Source organism: Oceanobacillus sp. FSL K6-0127 (assembly GCF_037983385.1).
In the GTDB taxonomy this organism is placed as follows: domain Bacteria; phylum Bacillota; class Bacilli; order Bacillales; family Amphibacillaceae; genus Oceanobacillus; species Oceanobacillus profundus.
This window is the reverse complement of record NZ_CP150287.1, coordinates 1,222,966-1,240,408: the sequence shown is the minus strand read 5'-3', so window position 1 is coordinate 1,240,408 and position 17,443 is coordinate 1,222,966. Positions and strand designations below refer to the sequence as shown.

The window sequence follows — 17,443 nt, the reverse complement described above, 5'->3', positions numbered from 1 at the left end:
ATTAGAAAGGAAGTGTAAAAATGATCTGTCCATCTTGTAAAGAAGAAACAGAATCAGGAAAATTTTGTACGAATTGTGGAGCATCACTGACACACGAGGAGGCGGCAGCAACTTCAGATCCTAATCCAAATCTTACATCAGAAGTAATAGCTGCTGAACCGAAACAACCTGCTACTGCGGAAAATCAATCGACCAACGAAGCATTGGAAAAAGGAAAACAAGTAGCTGGTAACTTTGGAAACTTCTTCTTAACATTGATAAAGAATCCAAGCCATGCAAAGAAAATTGATGGTAAGGAATGGATCTCCGGAACTATAACGATCGCCATTTTTATTTTATTATTCTCCCTTAGTACTTTTATCACATTGAATAGCAGTTATTTCGGTACGACGTTTGTTGAAGGCTTCCTAGCGCCATTTTTACGATTGTTAATTTTATTCGCAGTTGTTATCACCTTGATTTTTGGTGGTTTAAAGGTAGCTGCTCACAAAGCAACGATTACGGGTACTACCGCTAAAGTAGGAGCTTATCTTGTTCCTTTCCTTACCATTGCAATTTTAGGTGTACTACTTGCATTTGTAGGGCTCCCATTTGCTGGAACGTTGATTTTAATTAGCCTAGTTGCTCCAATTTTGCTTATTCCAACATTTATTATGCTTGAACAACCAGTTAACGGATTTGATTCTATTTATGTATTGATTGGAATTTATATTGTCAGTATGCTTATCGCTGGTTATCTTATCCAACAAATGATTTTCGCATTTTTAGGTGGTATAACGGACTTATTTTAAATAACGATTCATTAAGTGCAAAAAAACCTCTTTATGAGAAGGCTCCTGGCTGGTTACAGGAGCCTTTTCTTTATTCCTCATGTTTATCATGATTTGGTGCGACACCAGTAAATTTTCCATGAATATCTGCAGCAAGTATATTTTCTAAATCTTCAACAGATCCTACATTTTCGTCACTGTTTGGAAACATATCATTATAATGCTCTTTATCACCATAGAAATCAGATGGGGTCTCTGAAGTTCCATAGCGACTAACTTCCTGCCATGCATCTTCTGCATCATACCCAACTTGCTCCTCATCTGTGACTTCGTCTGGATTTATGTTTGGACTGAATACTTCTTCTTCAATTGGACGCCCTCGGTTAAACGCTTCGGACTTTGCATGCTCTATACATGTATCTGTTGTCGGAACTGCAACTAAACGCTCGTAAGGAATGTCTGCACCGCATATTTTGCATATACCATACGTTCCTTCTTCTAGCGCATGAAGGGCTTTATTGATTTCTTCCAATTCCTTTTCAGCATGTTCATTAAGTGCTAAATCCTTTTCTCTTTCAAAAAGTTCGCTCCCTGTGTCGCCAGGGTGATTGTCATAATTTGACAATTCACCAGACGTTTCCTGAGCAAATTCATATTTCATTCCAAAGTGATCCTGAACGTGTTTAATTAATTCCGATTGCCGGGTAGTTAAAGCTTCTTTGCATTTGGATAGTTGCTCTTTACGGATCATTGCTATCCCCTTCCATCAATATGATTACTGCTAACTATACTATGTGTAGATGGAGCGTATTGATTCTATAATACCGCTCCCAAATCATGTCAATGCGGGGAATCTTCCCCTTCTCTATTGTTATAAACTACAACTTATTCTATCTGTTTTATATTTTCCAGCCTGTGAAAAAGGATTCAAGCAAGAATTGTCGAATACTTATATATAGTGCATTTCAAAAGGAGGATGAAAAGGACCGAGAAGTTCGAGGCGGCATAGCTTTGAGTACCGGAACGTATGCAATTAATACGTGAGGAACGCAAAAGCAAGCCAACGAGCTTCCACAGGATGTGGTGACTTTCGCGTTGCCCACAGGACGTGGGCGGTTTTAGCAGAAGGTCCCCTACGATGTGTCATTTTCACCGGACTTTTTGAACAACCTCATATAGAATGGATTATAAGGAGAGACTAGTTATGCTTACTAAAGATACATCAATAGGTTTTGTCGGAACTGGAGTTATGGGGAAAAGTATGGCAAGAAATCTGCACCAGGCTGGATATACGATAAACATCTATACGCGCACAAAAGAAAAAGCGAAAGAATTATTGGAGCTTGGAGCTGCCTGGAAAAGCTCTGTAGCTGAGCTTGCTTCATCTTCGGACGTCATTATTACGATGGTTGGGTATCCAGTTGATGTAGAAGAGGTATATTTCGGCGAAAACGGTATTTTGGAAAATGCAAAAGCGGATAGCTTTGTTATCGATATGACCACCTCTAAGCCATCGTTGGCGAAAACAATTTATCAAAAAGCAAAAGAAAGAGATATACATGCTTTAGACGCACCTGTTTCCGGCGGAGATGTTGGCGCAAAAAACGGAAAGCTATCGATAATGGTTGGTGGTAACAAAGAAGCCTTTTCAACACTTCTTCCACTATTTGAAGTAATTGGTGAGAATATTATGCTACAAGGTGAAGCAGGTTCCGGCCAGTATACGAAAATGGTAAATCAAATAACGATTGCTACTACAATGATTGGTGTTTGCGAAGCCATTGTTTATGCAAAAAAGGCTGGCCTTGACCCGGAGCGTGTTCTCGAAAACATTTCATCTGGTGCAGCTGGAAGCTTTTCACTTTCAGTGCTCGGTCCCCGTATGCTTGCAGGCGATTTTGCTCCTGGTTTTTACATTAAGCATTTCATTAAAGATATGACGATTGCACTGGAATCTGCAGAAGAATTGGGACTTGAGACTCCTGGGCTATCCCTGTCATTAAAGCTATATAAGGAACTTGCTGAGAATGGTGAGGAAGACAGCGGAACGCAGGCACTAATGAAATGGTTTGAATAGCAGCAAAGCGCATACGCCCGTTTAGCGGAAGTATGGACTGCCCCCCGTACATTGGGGTGGTTCAGCTGATCGAACATTCATACGCAGGAGATAAAGAAAGCGGGAATACACCAGATCAGTTATCCCGCTTTTCTATATGTTCTTGAACGATAAAGGCTAAATCATCATTACCAAATAATTGCAGTACATTTAATACGGTTTGATCAGTAATCTCAGCTGATTCTTTGGCGGGTACCGTCTCCTCTATGATCTCTATTAGAGCATTGTTTTTCAGCTGACCTGGATATGCCTTTTCATAAAGTTCAACTGGATCCAGCTCGTTATTAATACACCACTGCGAATAAATCAATATCATCATTTTTTCATCGTTTTGATAGCTCTCAATAACTTGTTTGTCTTTTTCGTTCACTGTATTCACCTACATTCCTCAACATAAATACCCACATAAAAGAGAGTGATTGCTTTAATTTTAACGGAAGATCATGATAATGTCTTTTTTCCACCCCTGCTTTATAAACACCGTAGCTGTCAATACATTCTAATGAAAGCTCTGAAGCAAGTTGACTGAATTCCCACGGCATCATAGTATTGCAAATCGCCTTTTGTCCATGTAAACGTGGATAGCTATTTGTTCTTGGTCCAGCTGTCGGTCCAAGAACACCAACACAGAGTATTCCATTTATGTTTACAACCCGCTTCATTTCCTGCAAAGCAAAGAGTGGATCTTCTACCCATTCGAGTATATTGATTGCCATGATCCCGTCAAATTCTCGCGCTGCAAATGGTAGCTTATTTACATCACCTTGAAAAAAATGAATATTATCCATTTCACTAGACTTCGCTATCTGAATCATTTCCGGTGACAAATCAACACCCGTTACATTATAACCACTCTTGTACAGTTTGTGTGTTCCATATCCATCTCCGCAGCCGATATCAAGTAGCTTACTGCCCTGACTAACAAAATTATTCATAAATGGAAGAACATCTTTTCTGCTTCCATTGTCCCACATATCTCTACTTCGTTTGTTCCAAAATACTGCACGCTTATCCCACTCGGTTTCTGCCTCATATTTCCAGTTAAATGAAGCCATCTCAATCCCCCTCGTATGAATGTCATCCATAATCAAAAAAAGACTTATCCCGTAAAAAGGGACAAGTCTTTATTATAATTATATTGATTATAAGCGCGTAACGTTAGCAGCCTGAGGCCCGCGGTTACCTTCTACGATTTCAAATTCAACTTCTTGACCTTCTTCAAGCGTTTTAAAGCCTTCAGCTTGGATTGCTGAGAAATGTACGAATACATCGTCTCCATCTTCACGCTCGATAAAACCAAAACCTTTTTCTGCATTAAACCATTTTACTTTACCAGTCATTTGATTGACCTCCCTATACAATATCGTGCAAAGTAATTGAATCATAAATACTTTTACACCATCTTGAAAAAGAGATCGTAAAGTATTATTCAAACTCCAATTTCCTTTTGCTATCTTAACTTTAACCTCTTTTTAGTAAAAATGCAAGCGTTTATAAATTAATTTACGGTTAAAACTAATTGATTTTTTTAATAATAACAAAAAAGGTTAAAATGAAGAATTATTTCTTTTAAATTGGATATATACAAAGATAATAAAGCCTAAATCAAGTCTCAGCAAATATACTCCGGTACAAAACCGGAGTATAAGGTATTAAATCTTTCCGAATAATCTGCATAGAAAGCGGGGGAAAATTCGATCCATATAAAATCTATTTCTTCTTAACATCTATTTTTTTGTGTCTTAAGATATTCTTCTAGAATACATCCAAAGTTGCTACGATAGCTATAAGAATTTGTATCAACAATTGAATATTAATCGCTACATCTGCGTCCAGTGTAATGATTCTGACATGTTTTGAACAATCAACAATTGTTTTTTGACGATTGCTCTGTCTTGTTCTAGAAATCTGTTTAAAGTCTTGCAAGACAGCCTTTGCCCGTTCAGAATCACCAATTGATATACTAAGAACTACTGCGATTGCTGCTTGAATACCAAGTTGCAAGGAGACTGCAGCTTGCGCATCTGTTGTAGATACATGAACATCTTCAGAGTTCTTAATGATTATCCATTCATCTGATACCTGCTTAACAGAATCACGCTGTACAGCTTCTTGTTCCACGTCAGCATTATTGTCCTCCCTATGATCATCACAGTGATCTAAAGCTCTCCATTCTTTATACTTCGACATATTCTATACACCTCTTTTCAGTAAAATTTTTCATTTTATAAAATGTCGACGATTATGACCAGTGCTAATAATAACTGCAGCAAAGCCTGAATATTGACTGCTAAGTCTAAATCTGTTGTAGTGACCCTTGCATCTTTTGTATTGTAAATATAGATTTTTTGTCGGTTTGATTGAGTCAAATCAAATTGCTGTATTAACTCTTGTGATACTGCTTCACTTTGATCAGAATCTCCGATTGTAATTCGTAATACTAGTGCAATCGCAAGTTGTAATCCTGCTTGCAGAGAAATTCCTGCTTGCGTATCCGTAGTATTAATCTCGATATTACAGGACTCTTTTACCCAAATTAGCTCCGCTGACTCTTGTTCCATAAATGCAAATTCATCACCGTTTTGTGAATCTGTTGCATCATTGTTATAAAAAAAGTTGTTTTCAAATCTTGATTCGTTTCTTGACCCATTCCTACACCACTCGCCACAATTATTACCACTGCTTCTGCGACGTTCTTTGGAATCTACATAAAACTGTTGCTTGCTGTTATCACTATAATCTCTTGACCGTCTGTAAACTCCCATCTTGACACTCCTTTCTTCTGGTTATAAGATAATTTATGGTTTTTAAAACTAGAAGATTGTATAGTTGTACTAGTAATCTTATAAATAAAGAAAACACCTACGTGTAGGTGTTTTCATACTATTTATTCTTCATTTTGATTTGCATTTCTCTTTTTGAATTGATCAACTTGGTCTTTTAAATCTTCTACCATTTCTTTTAGCATATGCTTCTGCTCATCAGTCAAATTCTTCTTTAATTCATCTGGCTTAATGCCATTTTTTCTGAATATACTATCGACCATAAGATCAACTACTTTTTCCGGTATTTGCTGCTTCGGTGCATCACTCATTCACTTCACCCTCTTCCATTTAATATATTTTATACTATGGAAGTTAACTAGAAATTGACTATGCTGTTGTCTATGATGAGTGAGCGTACTACATCAGGAAAGTTATATTTAGGCAGTATGAAATTGTGAACGGAAAGCTATTTACCGATTTGTGGTGAGACTAAAAGATATATTTATTAAGCATTCTACTGCATACTTGCCAACAGTTTTTACGCATGTAAAGGCATATTTTATCAATGTAAGCAATATAAGTGAAAATATCTTTTTTTCTTCAAGGCTGCATCAAAATTGTGATGAAGGTATTTCATGTATTGAGGAAAATGGGAGAAAAGCTCTGAACCAGATGAAATCACTTGGATAAACGATATCATAAGCTAAATGTTCTGGAATATAAACCTGAAAAAAAAAGATACGAACCCGTTTACATTCAAACTGATATTAAAATTACATAAATATTTACAATGACCTGTAAATACCGGAAGAAGCCAAGAGAAAATAGCAAACGAGAGATTTAATAGACAAAAAACCTTAGGTATTGAGCTCTCTAATTCCCGAAAATAAAACACTATGTTAGTAATTTAAAACCTCTTCCATTTCTTTAACTTGACACTTAAGATTGATAAAAGTGAGGGTTAAAGTTTGAAGTATATTAAATGAGTTTTAACCCTCTTATCAAATAAAATAACTTACAATAGTTCACAATTTAATTCGTCTGCTAATTCCAAATCCCATTCGTCCATTATTCTGTTGAAAACACTAGGTGTCATACTCTCAGGTCTCTCTTCTACTGAATCAATAAGCACTTTCAATCTATTTAATTCATTTATTACATCATCCCCTGATTGGATTAATCTCTTTCCTGGACAAGAGTTTTTTCTAAACGATTTCCCTTCCTTACTATTCAGGAGATGAAATGAACGAAATAAGAAGTCCTCAGTATAGCGAAATACCGACTGCATTGATAATAATACCTCTATTTCACCTTCTGACAAGTCATTGTTACTAAGTAATAACCTTAGTGATTGTAGACTATTAGATGTATCTGTGGAAAGTACAAATACGTTTTATCTTTGGATTTTAGAAGAGGGTGGCAAAGAGACAAAAAAAGTGATAAAATAACTTCTTGCAAGATAAAAAGAGAATACCGACTACCAACCATTTATATCTTGCAAATATGAATGAACAGGTGGTAATGAAATGGAAAGCAATCAAAATTATCAGGTTTTATTGTACTATAACTATGTTCACATTGAAGATCCAGAAAGCTTCGCTGCTGAACACCTCAAGTTTTGTAAAGACCTTGAGTTAAAAGGCCGTATCTTAGTAGCAGAGGAAGGCATCAATGGTACCGTTTCTGGAACAGTTGAACAAACGAATAAATACATGGAAGCAATGCATCATGATTCACGTTTTGCAAACATGGTATTTAAAGTTGATGCACACGATGGACATGCGTTTAAAAAGATGCATGTACGTCCACGTAAAGAATTAGTTACACTTCGTTTAGAAGATGATATTAATCCACTTGAAACAACAGGAAAATATTTAAGTCCAAAAGAGTTTAAAGAAGCTTTATTGGATGAAGATACTGTTGTGTTGGATGCGCGTAATGACTATGAATTCGATCTTGGCCATTTTCGTGGCGCGATCCGTCCAGACATCAAAACATTCCGCGATCTTCCAGAATGGGTACGTGAAAATAAAGAGCTATTAGATGGCAAAAAAGTTTTAACGTACTGCACAGGTGGTATTCGCTGTGAGAAATTCTCCGGGTGGCTTGTAGAAGAAGGCTTTGAAGATGTTGGTCAATTACACGGCGGAATTGTTACCTACGGGAAAGATCCAGAGGTACAAGGAGATCTATGGGATGGACAATTGTACGTATTCGACGAACGTATCGCTGTACCTGTAAATCGAAAAGAACACGTTGTAGTCGGCGTTGATTATTTCGATGGTGAGCCGTGTGAACGCTATGTAAACTGTGCGAACCCTGAATGTAACAAACAAATCCTTAGTTCTGAAGAAAATGAGCATAAATATTTACGCGGATGCACACATACTTGCCGTGTAACACCACGTAACTTGTACGTGAAAGAGCATAACCTATCTCAAGAAGAAGTGGAAGAACGCTTAGCACTTCTTGGTGAAAGCTTTAAGCAAGAAGCGTAATCAATATAATATAAAAGGCTGCTGCACGAAACACATTCGTGCAGCAGCCTTTTTTAAAGTCCGCTTCCATTTCAAACATGGACTATTTTTCAAACCTTACATAGACTTCTTCTCCGTCCATCCTCATCGATACACCATAATAGCCTAACGCTAACACATCCTGCTGTTTTGCAATATCATCCATACGGACCTCAATCCACTCTTCCAATTGCAGTTCGGTCTCACTTGATGCTAAATCCTTCCTAAATACATAGCGAAGCTTGCCATTGTATTTGTCTTTAAGAACAGCAATTTTCATACCTAAAGAAAATTTATCCTTTAAACTGGGAAAATTAAAAGGAGCAACCGTTGATAATAGATAGCGATAGCGATTTCGGTCAACATTACGCAGTAACAGCTTGCCCATATATGTCTGCAGCCCATTTCCTCGAAACCTAGGATCGACGTTTGAGATTTCGGAATATAAAATGCGATGGAATTCTGTTTGTTTTAACCCGATATCCGCACCTAATCCCTCATCATCATTTTCAGGGGCAAGCATCGCACGAAATGCTATTAGGTTATTCTCTACAAAAATACCGATCATCATTTGCTTATCCTCTAGAATATTCGTAAATTCCTCCGTGGTAAGTGGTTCTAGCACATCGGGGTGCGGGAGACCGTTTACGACTTTCTTTTGTAATTCCAGGATTCTCGCCAAATCTCCAATCCGTAAATATCTGGCATAAAAAATTTGTCCATTACGAAGTGCTCCTGTTTCTATTCGTTCACTCATCGACTAACCCTTTCTGAATGTATGGTTAAATCGTTTAATATTGCTTCGTCTATATCAATTCCAAGTCCTGGTTTTTCATTTAATTGGATAAACGGTACATCGTACTTCAAATTACCGACATCTTTTGCAAATTTTAAAGGACCTGTTAATTCAACACTTGTTATTATTTTTTTCGAGAAAGCTACATGAAATCCAGCTGCTGATCCAACGGAGGACTCGACCATTGAACCAACCTGACATGTTATTCCTGCCATTTCAGCTATATGTGCCAGCTTATTTGCCGGGTAGATACCGCCACATTTCATGAGTTTAATGTTCACTTTATCTGCGGCACGCTTTGTGATAATATCTCGCATATCTTTCATACCTTGCAAGCCTTCATCAATCATCATTGGAATGGTTGATTTCGCTTTTGCTTCAACCATTGCATCAAGATCATCACCAAGCACTGGCTGCTCCAGCCAATCGATGGACAAATCCTTTAGTTTTTCCAATGCTTGTAATGTTTGAGCACTTGTTTGCCATCCTTGATTCACATCAACCCGAAGTGCGATATCTTCTCCTACACGTTCACGAATGCTGCGAATCCGCTTAACATCGTCTACAATATTTGTTCCAACTTTGATTTTAAAGGAACGGTATCCTTGTTCAACTCGTTCAGCAGCTTCTTCTGCCATCTCCTCTGGCGCGCCGATACTAAGAACATGTGTGATTGGGAATTTCTTATGATATCTTCCGCCTAGCAGCGTATAAACAGGGACACCGAGTGATTTGCCAGCAGCATCGTAACAAGCAATATCAATCGCAGCCTTTGCTGTCGGTACCCCCTTAACCAGTCTGTCCATCTTATCGTGGAGTCGTTCTATATGTAATGGATTCTCTCCAATCATGGCTGGAGCTAATTTCGTCCGCAGAAGCGCATATGTGCTATCCCATGTTTCTCCAGTGATATGCTCATCAAACACGCTTTCTCCGTAGCCAATGATTCCAGTATCTGTTGTCAGCTTCACAATAATAGAGGGCATGGAATCATATCTTTCATAGCTAATAATAAATGGCTGAATAAGCGGAAGCTGAATTGCAAATATTTCAATTTCCGTGATTTTCATTGTATACTTCCTTTCCATTTTATGAGTTAATTGACTAGTCATCATCCACTTGCTATCCTTCTTAATAAAGGGAGGGGTTTCATATGTCTGTTTACAATTATAAAGCAAAAACAATCCAAGGTGATGAGAAATCGCTTGCTGATTATAATGGTAAGGTATTACTAATCGTGAACACCGCAAGCGAATGTGGCTTCACACCTCAATTCCAAGAGCTACAAGAGCTATATAAAAAATACAATACAAAAGGGTTGGAAATTCTTGGCTTCCCTTGCAATCAATTTGGTGAACAGGATCCGGGAGCAGATACACAAATTGCCCAATTTTGTAAGAAGAACTATGGTGTTACATTCCCGATGTTTAGCAAGGTCGATGTAAAAGGGGAAAACGCTCATCCGCTATTCTCTTATCTTACTTCAGAAAAGAAAGGGCTCTTAACGGAACAAATCAAATGGAACTTCACCAAATTCCTCATCGATAAAAACGGACAGGTCGTTGAACGGTTTGCTCCACAGAAAAAACCAGCAACGCTTGAAAAACAGATTGAAGCATTGCTTTGAGAATTTGAGAATTTGAGTACTTCAAAAACCCTATAGCGATAGGAAAACTCCCCCCACAATTATGTTGGAAGGAGTTTTTCATCTTCTATAGTACTTTATCTAAAAAGTCTTTCGCACGGCTCGTCTTCGGTTCTGTGAAGAATTCCTTCGGGTCCCCTTCTTCCATCAAAACACCGCCATCCAGAAACAAAACTTTATCTGCTACTTCTTTTGCAAAATTCATCTCATGTGTAACAATAACCATTGTCATCCCAGTTGTAGCCAAATCCTTCATAACATCAAGCACTTCTTTTACCATTTCCGGGTCTAGTGCAGATGTCGGTTCATCAAACAGCATAATTTCTGGTTCCATCGCAAGTGCTCTAGCAATTGCAACACGCTGCTTTTGCCCACCTGACAAACGATTTGGATAAGCATCTTCCTTATCCGTTAAACCAACTTTTGCAAGTAACTCTTTGCCTAATCTATTTGCTTCTTGCTTTGAGAGTTTTTTTACCTTTTGCGGTGCATACGTCACATTTTCCAAAACCGTCATATGCGGAAACAAATGAAAATGCTGAAATACCATTCCGATATTTTTACGGATTTTTAATTTATCCACTTTTCCTGCTGTAATATTTATGTCGTTTATATGAATCTCACCTGATGTCGGTTGTTCTAAAAGATTCAGACATCGCAGAAACGTAGATTTACCCGAACCAGATGGTCCAATAACCGCAACAACTTCGCCATGCTTAATCGTTGTTGAAATACCTTTAAGCACTTCATTCTTTCCAAATGTTTTAGATAAATTCGATGTATTAATCACTCTGTCTCATCCTCCGTTCTACAAGTCCACCAATTTTCGTGAGAATGAATACCATTACCCAATAAATTAGCCCAGCAAATAAAAGCGGCTCAAAATTACGATAAATATCTGCACCGACAATTTGTGCCCGGCGCATTAAATCTAAATAACCAATAGTAGATACGATAGCTGATTCCTTTGTTAATGTAATAAACTCATTCATTAATGCAGGAAGGATATTTTTAAAAGCCTGCGGCAGGATGATATTCAGCATCATGGATTTATAAGGTACTCCAAGTGCTTCTGCTGCTTCAGTTTGTCCTTTATCAACTGCCATAATTCCGGCACGAATAATTTCAGATACATATGCCGCCGAGTTCAATCCAAATGCAAGCACTGCTGACACAAATGCCGTAATATCTAATCCAGTTAGCTGCGGTACCGCGAAATAAATAATCATTAATTGCAAAATAAGCGGCGTCCCTCTAAAAATAGACGTATATGCATCTGCTATCCATTTTAATAATGGTACCTTTGTAATTTTACATATTGCTAATAATGTACCTAGAATGAATCCTACAATAATCGATATACTTACAAACTTTAATGTTGCCACTATTCCTTCCAATATAAAAGGAATATAAGGCACGATTTGGTTGAAGTCCAAATTCATGCCTATCACCTCAATTCCCTACTATTCTGATTCTGTTAACCATTTTTCTTGTAATGCTTCAATTTTACCGTTGGACTGAAGCTCTTCCAACACACCGTTGACATCTTCCACCAATTCGCTTTCTTTCGGGAATGCAATTGCCATTCCTGGAGATACGGTTGTTGGATCATCAAAACCAACAAAACCTTGAGATTCAATGTAACCTGTAGCTACTTCTTTATCCATATACATTACATCAAGACGATTGGAATTCATTTCTTGTACTAAAATACCTGCATTATCTACTTTTTTCACTTCAAATCCATACTCTTTACTTAACTCGTCAGCACCTTCTTCTTGAATGGTTCCAAGCTGAACCCCAACGATTTTCCCTTCTAAATCTTCTAAGCTTTCTACTGGTGCATCTTCTTTCGTAACAAACATTTCTCCTGAGCGATTATATTCGATTGAAAAGTCCACATTTTTCCTGCGATCCTCTGTCGCACTCATTCCTGCCATAACCATATCCACACGTCCAGCTTGCAGCGCTCCAACCAAGCCATCAAAATTCATATCTTCAATCTTTAGTTCATACCCTAATTCATCCGCAATTAATTGTGCCAATTCAATATCGAATCCAATAAAATTACCTTCTGTATCATAGGACTCAAACGGTGGGAAGTCAGCTGATGTTGCCATGGTAAGTACTTCCTTATTTCCTGCTTCATCTGACTCCGCATTATTTTCGTCACCAGTCCCGGTTTCACTTGTTCCACATGCCGCAAGCAATGCAATGATTGAAGCTGCCATCAATAATTTAACCAATGAAAATTTCATGTGATTAGCCCCTTTGTCCAATTATGTTTTTTATTATTTCGTTTTTTTAAATTCATCTTGTATTGCTTTAAATAATTTACTATCTGTTAATACATCATAGCCAGTCTTTGCTAATGATAACGCGCCATCATGAAGTGCTTGATGTCCCTCTTCTGTAATGGTAGTATCAGCAAATTCCTTTGTATGTGGAACGAGCCTTGCTTCATTCATGCCGATATAAGGGTGGATTGCTGGTACAACTTGGCTTACATTCCCCATATCAATTGAACCGTACGTTTCCTTCGGCGGAAGAACAGCTTGATTACTCGTTTCCTTCAGATTTTTCGTATATACATCGGATAAAACTTGATTCGTAATCATGTTACCATAGCTTAATTCATAGTTCGTTATTTCGAGTAATGCACCAGTCATACTCGCTGCGCCCTCTGCGATATGTTTTACCTTTTCAACAACTTCATTCAAATAGTCACGACTTTTTGCTCGGACATAAAACTGTGCTGTTGCTTTATCCGGAACAACATTTGCCGCCTGGCCACCTTCAGAGATAATTCCATGGATGCGAACATCTGAAGTGACATGCTGACGAAGTGCATTAATACCATTAAATAACTGAATCACACTATCTAGTGCATTAATCCCTTGCTCCGGAGAAGCAGCTGCATGGGACGGTTTTCCAAAATAACTAAATTGGATGGCATCCATCGCCAGCGATTCTCCACTCTCATGAGATGTCCCACCAGGATGAACAATCATTGCTACATCGATGCCATCAAATATTCCTTGTTCACTCATCGGTACTTTAGCCCCATTTGTTTCTTCTGCTGGGGTGCCTAGTACAATAACACTACCACCAACCACATGTAAAAGTTTACTAAGTGCTACTGCTGCACCGGTACTCATTGTTCCTATTAAATTATGACCACAGCCATGACCGACGCCTGGTAATGCATCATATTCTGCTAAATATGCAATTTTAGGACCTGGTTTACCACTATTAAATTCTGCTTTAAATGCTGTCGCTCTTCCTACGATATTTGTTTCAATTTCAAATTGATGTTCTTTCAAAAATGCAACTAGCTTTTGCATCGACTGATATTCTTGATCTCCAAGCTCTGGATTTTCATATAAAGAATCACTAATATTCAATAATTGTTGTTTAATTTTTCCTATTTCTTCTATCAACTGCTGCTTCATTATTTCCTCCATAGGATGTATATTTATTAGTTTATATGTATATTTATAGCACAAATCTACTAGATTGCCAATAGGTAATCGCAAAAAATAATACAGTCAATGTTTTCGGATTAATCCATTAATTTAAATACCGCGGCTTTAAATCTTTTACTATTAAATTCTACGCTCCTAAGCAGATCGCTTTCACCTCTCTGGTCTGCAGCAGATAAAATAAAAACGAGCACCGCTTTACGCAATGCTCGATTCAAAATATTTATTAATATGCTTTTGCCCAAATGACTAATTCTTTCGCTTCTTTGCCACAGCACACACATGTATCTGCAACCTTTTCCTGTTCGAATGGGATACAGCGCGATGTTGCTGTTGTATCTTCTTTGATTTTTTCTTCACACTTCATGTCGCCACACCACATTGCTTTGATGAATCCGCCTTTTTCATCTAATGTTTGCTTGAAGCTATTCATATCTGTTGCAATGGTAGTCATTTCATTACGAAGCGCTAATGCTTTGTTATACAGATTTTGTTGCACTTCTTCCAATAATGCTGGTAAACGTTCTTCCAAGTCACTTAATGGAACAAATTCTTTCTCCCCAGTATCACGGCGTGCAAGAACAACTTGATCTTTTTCAATATCTTTTGGTCCCATTTCAATACGAACTGGGATACCTTTCATTTCATATTCATTGAACTTCCAGCCTGGCATTTTATCGCTACCATCAATATCGACACGAACAATGTCTTTTAACTGATCACGTAATGCATATGCTTTATCCAATACACCTTCCTTATGCTGTGCGATTGGAACAATCATTGCTTGTGTTGGTGCAATACGTGGTGGTACGACTAGACCACGATTGTCCCCATGCACCATAATTAAGGCACCCATGATTCGTGTTGAAAGTCCCCAAGATGTTTGGTGAACAAATTGGCTTTCTCCATTTTCGTCCAGGTACGTAATATCAAATGCTTCTGCAAACCCAGAACCGAAATGATGAGAAGTTCCAGATTGTAGCGCCTTACCATCATGCATTAAACTTTCAATCGTCAATGTATATTTTGCACCTGCAAATTTTTCTTTATCTGTTTTACGTCCTTTAAGAACCGGAATTGCTAAATATTCTTCAACAAGAGATGCATAAACCTCAAGCATTTGGTTTGTCTCTTGAGATGCCTCTTCATCTGTGGCATGTGCAGTATGACCTTCCTGCCAATGGAATTCAGAAGAACGCAAGAACGGACGAGTTGTCTTTTCCCAGCGCACAACATTTCCCCATTGATTATAAAGCTTTGGCAGGTCGCGATAGGAATGAATATTTTTTGAATAATAGTCACAGAAAAGCACTTCTGATGTCGGACGGACAGCAATTCGCTCTGCTAATTCATCGTCTCCACCATGTGTTACCCAAGCAACTTCTGGTGCAAATCCTTCGACATGATCTTTTTCCTTTTGCAATAGGCTTTCAGGAATGAATAAGGGAAAAGCAACATTCGAATGTCCTGTTTCCTTAAACATACGATCCAATTCATCCTTAATATTTTCCCAGATTGCATAGCCATATGGCTTAATAATCATCGTTCCACGTACTTGCCCATAATCAACTAATTCTGCTTGTTTTACGACATCGGTATACCATTGCGCGAAGTCGTCTTCCATTGCAGTTACTTTCTCAACAAACTGCTTATTTTTTTTACCCATACGTAACACCTCATTATGATAAATATTTACTTTACTAAATAGGCTTCAAAAAGGTGGATGAAAAAGACTGAGGTCGGCTAAGATCGCAACGTCCTTTTGCAACGCCGATACTAGCATATCCTGTGCGTCGAAATTCGAGCATAGCTCCTCGTATCGTACTTCCACAGCCTGGAAGTGGTGACTTCGACGTTCGAAACAGGACATGTCAGTTTTTAGTCGAAGGTCTTCTGTTCTCGATGCGTCATTTTCAGCAGACTTTTTGAACAGCCTCTTAAATACAAAAAATCCTCCATCCGAAAAAGGGACCGAGGCTTGGTGGTACCACCCTTGTTTGCACGGGGACTCCCCCTTTGCACACTTCACTTGATAACGGTTATAAACCGCGCACATCTTCTAGTCTTTGCCTTTCTGATGGCGAACTCTGAGGCAGGTTCCAATTGCGTCTTACGGAAATTCACACCATCCATTTCCTCTCTTGGAAAGACAAGCCAATTGTACTAATCCTCATCAACGTTTCATGTATTTCATATTTAATATATAGGTATGAAATTATAAAGTCAAGGTTTACTGGTAATCAACTTCTCATAGAGAGAAAACATATCCTCTCCATTTGCTACAACGTCCATTAACGTATAGCCTGCTTGTTGATAAAATTTGTTCAAAGCTGGATTATCAGCCACACAGTCTAAACGAATCCTACCTTTTTCCAATCGGATATTTTGATCGATCCAATCGAGTAACTTCCTGCCAATTTGCTGCTTGCGAAACGCTTGTGCCACTGCTAGTCGATGAATGTAAAAACTATGCTCCTGACATTTTCCCCACAGCTCCATATCCCATTCATTTTGTACATCTGACAGATTCAGGGTTGCAGCCAATTCCTTTTTACGCTCAACGATATAGGTTGTACCAACTAAAATTCCTTGTTTAATCTCGGCAGTTTCTCCGCCATTTCGCAAATATTCCCATTGGGATATACCTTTACCTTCTAACCAACGAGCGGCATCTTGCAATAGTTGAATAACCGCCTCTGCATCTTCATTCGTTGCTTTCCTTACTTTATACTCTCCAAATGTGTTTTCTCGAAATAGCTCCTGCATCTGATTCCCCCTCCTCTCCAACGAACTATACCACTTTTGCACCTAATGTATTGATAAAATGCCCCAAAGCCCAATCATGTCCTTCCTGATTAAAGCTTGCCACCGCATCCTGATGAATAACAATGTTAAACCCTTTGTTATATGCATCAACCGCTGTATGCAAGACACAAATATCCGTGCATACACCAACAATATGGATTTCTCCAATGCCGCGCTCACGAAGCTTTATTTCCAGATCAGTTCCAGCAAATGCACTATAACGCGTCTTATCCATATAATAAACATTTACGTTATTTTTGCTTTTTTCATATACATCTGCAAGCCTTCCGTATAGATTGCGTCCTGGAGTCTCAGCAATATTATGGGCTGGGAAAAGAGTAGTTTCCGGATGCAACCTGTCCCCTTCATGATGGATATCAATTGCAAAAACAACATAATCATCTGCTTGGATAAACTCCTCTGTCAATGCCACTATCTTCTCTTCAATAGCTTGTCCGGGTTCACCTGCTGTAAGTGCGCCATCTGCTGCAACAAAATCATTTGTATAATCGACATTAATCAATGCACGTTTTACCATGTTTTATTCC

The 17,443-nt window shown here is 38.3% G+C and carries 21 protein-coding genes and 1 other annotated feature; of the genes, 4 read left to right on the top strand and 17 right to left on the bottom strand.

What is annotated here, in order from left to right:
- The first annotated feature begins 20 nt into the window (after window positions 1-20).
- Window positions 21-791, top strand: a complete 771-nt coding sequence (locus tag MHH64_RS06185) for a zinc ribbon domain-containing protein (RefSeq protein WP_340002879.1) — start codon at window positions 21-23, stop codon at window positions 789-791.
- Window positions 792-861: 70 nt separating this feature from the next.
- Here the strand turns inward: MHH64_RS06185 and MHH64_RS06180 are convergent, their stop codons facing one another.
- Window positions 862-1,521 carry a TraR/DksA C4-type zinc finger protein gene (locus tag MHH64_RS06180; RefSeq protein ID WP_095311807.1) on the bottom strand — a complete coding sequence of 220 codons (660 nt, stop codon included), beginning with the start codon at window positions 1,519-1,521 and terminating at the stop codon, window positions 862-864.
- Window positions 1,522-1,974: 453 nt separating this feature from the next.
- Between MHH64_RS06180 and MHH64_RS06175 the strand changes: the two genes are divergently transcribed.
- Window positions 1,975-2,847, top strand: a complete 873-nt coding sequence (locus MHH64_RS06175) for an NAD(P)-dependent oxidoreductase (protein WP_095311805.1) — start codon at window positions 1,975-1,977, stop codon at window positions 2,845-2,847.
- A 115-nt stretch (window positions 2,848-2,962) separates the two neighbouring features.
- On the opposite strand, the gene MHH64_RS06170 is transcribed toward MHH64_RS06175, so the two are convergent.
- From MHH64_RS06170 to MHH64_RS06140, 7 genes are all read right to left on the bottom strand, one after another.
- Window positions 2,963-3,265 carry a hypothetical protein gene (locus tag MHH64_RS06170; protein WP_095311803.1) on the bottom strand — a complete coding sequence of 101 codons (303 nt, stop codon included), beginning with the start codon at window positions 3,263-3,265 and terminating at the stop codon, window positions 2,963-2,965.
- Window positions 3,228-3,941 carry a class I SAM-dependent methyltransferase gene (locus tag MHH64_RS06165; RefSeq protein ID WP_340002878.1) on the bottom strand — a complete coding sequence of 238 codons (714 nt, stop codon included), beginning with the start codon at window positions 3,939-3,941 and terminating at the stop codon, window positions 3,228-3,230. Before MHH64_RS06165 ends, MHH64_RS06170 begins: the two co-directional genes overlap by 38 nt.
- An 87-nt stretch (window positions 3,942-4,028) precedes the next feature.
- Complete coding sequence (locus MHH64_RS06160) at window positions 4,029-4,226, bottom strand: cold shock domain-containing protein (protein WP_067726342.1); 198 nt, start codon at window positions 4,224-4,226, stop codon at window positions 4,029-4,031.
- A gap of 415 nt (window positions 4,227-4,641) precedes the next feature.
- Window positions 4,642-5,076, bottom strand: a complete 435-nt coding sequence (locus MHH64_RS06155) for a spore coat protein (protein ID WP_095311784.1) — start codon at window positions 5,074-5,076, stop codon at window positions 4,642-4,644.
- A 35-nt stretch (window positions 5,077-5,111) separates the two neighbouring features.
- Complete coding sequence (locus tag MHH64_RS06150) at window positions 5,112-5,651, bottom strand: spore coat protein (RefSeq protein ID WP_095311782.1); 540 nt, start codon at window positions 5,649-5,651, stop codon at window positions 5,112-5,114.
- 122 nt (window positions 5,652-5,773) lie between these two features.
- Window positions 5,774-5,980: a spore coat protein gene (locus tag MHH64_RS06145; RefSeq protein WP_095311780.1), complete on the bottom strand. Its 207-nt coding sequence runs from the start codon at window positions 5,978-5,980 to the stop codon at window positions 5,774-5,776.
- A 686-nt stretch (window positions 5,981-6,666) separates the two neighbouring features.
- Entirely contained in the window at window positions 6,667-6,939 is a 273-nt protein-coding gene (locus MHH64_RS06140; protein ID WP_340002877.1) for a hypothetical protein, read from the bottom strand.
- A gap of 238 nt (window positions 6,940-7,177) precedes the next feature.
- Here MHH64_RS06140 and MHH64_RS06135 point away from each other — a divergent pair, with 238 nt between their 5' ends.
- Window positions 7,178-8,149: a rhodanese-related sulfurtransferase gene (locus tag MHH64_RS06135; RefSeq protein ID WP_340002876.1), complete on the top strand. Its 972-nt coding sequence runs from the start codon at window positions 7,178-7,180 to the stop codon at window positions 8,147-8,149.
- 82 nt (window positions 8,150-8,231) lie between these two features.
- Here the strand turns inward: MHH64_RS06135 and MHH64_RS06130 are convergent, their stop codons facing one another.
- Window positions 8,232-8,924 (bottom strand): hypothetical protein, encoded by a 693-nt coding sequence (locus MHH64_RS06130; protein WP_340002875.1) that lies wholly within the window; start codon window positions 8,922-8,924, stop codon window positions 8,232-8,234.
- On the bottom strand, window positions 8,921-10,033 hold the full coding sequence (locus MHH64_RS06125; RefSeq protein WP_340002874.1) for a dipeptide epimerase: 1,113 nt from the start codon (window positions 10,031-10,033) through the stop codon (window positions 8,921-8,923). The genes MHH64_RS06130 and MHH64_RS06125 overlap by 4 nt, the downstream gene beginning before the upstream one ends.
- Before the next feature lie 83 nt (window positions 10,034-10,116).
- On the opposite strand from MHH64_RS06125, the gene MHH64_RS06120 reads away from it, so the two are divergent.
- Complete coding sequence (locus MHH64_RS06120; protein WP_303449093.1) at window positions 10,117-10,590, top strand: glutathione peroxidase; 474 nt, start codon at window positions 10,117-10,119, stop codon at window positions 10,588-10,590.
- An 85-nt stretch (window positions 10,591-10,675) separates the two neighbouring features.
- Here MHH64_RS06120 and MHH64_RS06115 read toward each other — a convergent pair whose 3' ends face one another.
- The 7 genes from MHH64_RS06115 to MHH64_RS06085 all read right to left on the bottom strand — a co-directional run bounded on the left by MHH64_RS06115 (window position 10,676) and on the right by MHH64_RS06085 (window position 17,433).
- Window positions 10,676-11,398 (bottom strand): amino acid ABC transporter ATP-binding protein, encoded by a 723-nt coding sequence (locus MHH64_RS06115; RefSeq protein WP_340002873.1) that lies wholly within the window; start codon window positions 11,396-11,398, stop codon window positions 10,676-10,678.
- Window positions 11,391-12,050 carry an amino acid ABC transporter permease gene (locus tag MHH64_RS06110; RefSeq protein WP_095311766.1) on the bottom strand — a complete coding sequence of 220 codons (660 nt, stop codon included), beginning with the start codon at window positions 12,048-12,050 and terminating at the stop codon, window positions 11,391-11,393. Before MHH64_RS06110 ends, MHH64_RS06115 begins: the two co-directional genes overlap by 8 nt.
- Window positions 12,051-12,071: 21 nt before the next feature.
- Entirely contained in the window at window positions 12,072-12,866 is a 795-nt protein-coding gene (locus MHH64_RS06105; protein ID WP_303449097.1) for an ABC transporter substrate-binding protein, read from the bottom strand.
- A gap of 33 nt (window positions 12,867-12,899) precedes the next feature.
- Complete coding sequence (locus tag MHH64_RS06100) at window positions 12,900-14,060, bottom strand: M20 family metallopeptidase (RefSeq protein WP_340002872.1); 1,161 nt, start codon at window positions 14,058-14,060, stop codon at window positions 12,900-12,902.
- Between the two features lie 256 nt (window positions 14,061-14,316).
- Window positions 14,317-15,756 (bottom strand): proline--tRNA ligase, encoded by a 1,440-nt coding sequence (gene proS / locus MHH64_RS06095; RefSeq protein WP_340002871.1) that lies wholly within the window; start codon window positions 15,754-15,756, stop codon window positions 14,317-14,319.
- A 297-nt stretch (window positions 15,757-16,053) separates the two neighbouring features.
- Window positions 16,054-16,276: a binding site (T-box leader), on the bottom strand.
- 37 nt (window positions 16,277-16,313) lie between these two features.
- Window positions 16,314-16,856, bottom strand: coding sequence for a GNAT family N-acetyltransferase (locus MHH64_RS06090; protein WP_339317411.1), 543 nt, complete (start codon window positions 16,854-16,856; stop codon window positions 16,314-16,316).
- Between the two features lie 25 nt (window positions 16,857-16,881).
- Window positions 16,882-17,433 carry an isochorismatase family cysteine hydrolase gene (locus MHH64_RS06085; protein ID WP_095311758.1) on the bottom strand — a complete coding sequence of 184 codons (552 nt, stop codon included), beginning with the start codon at window positions 17,431-17,433 and terminating at the stop codon, window positions 16,882-16,884.
- Between the last annotated feature and the right edge of the window lie 10 nt (window positions 17,434-17,443).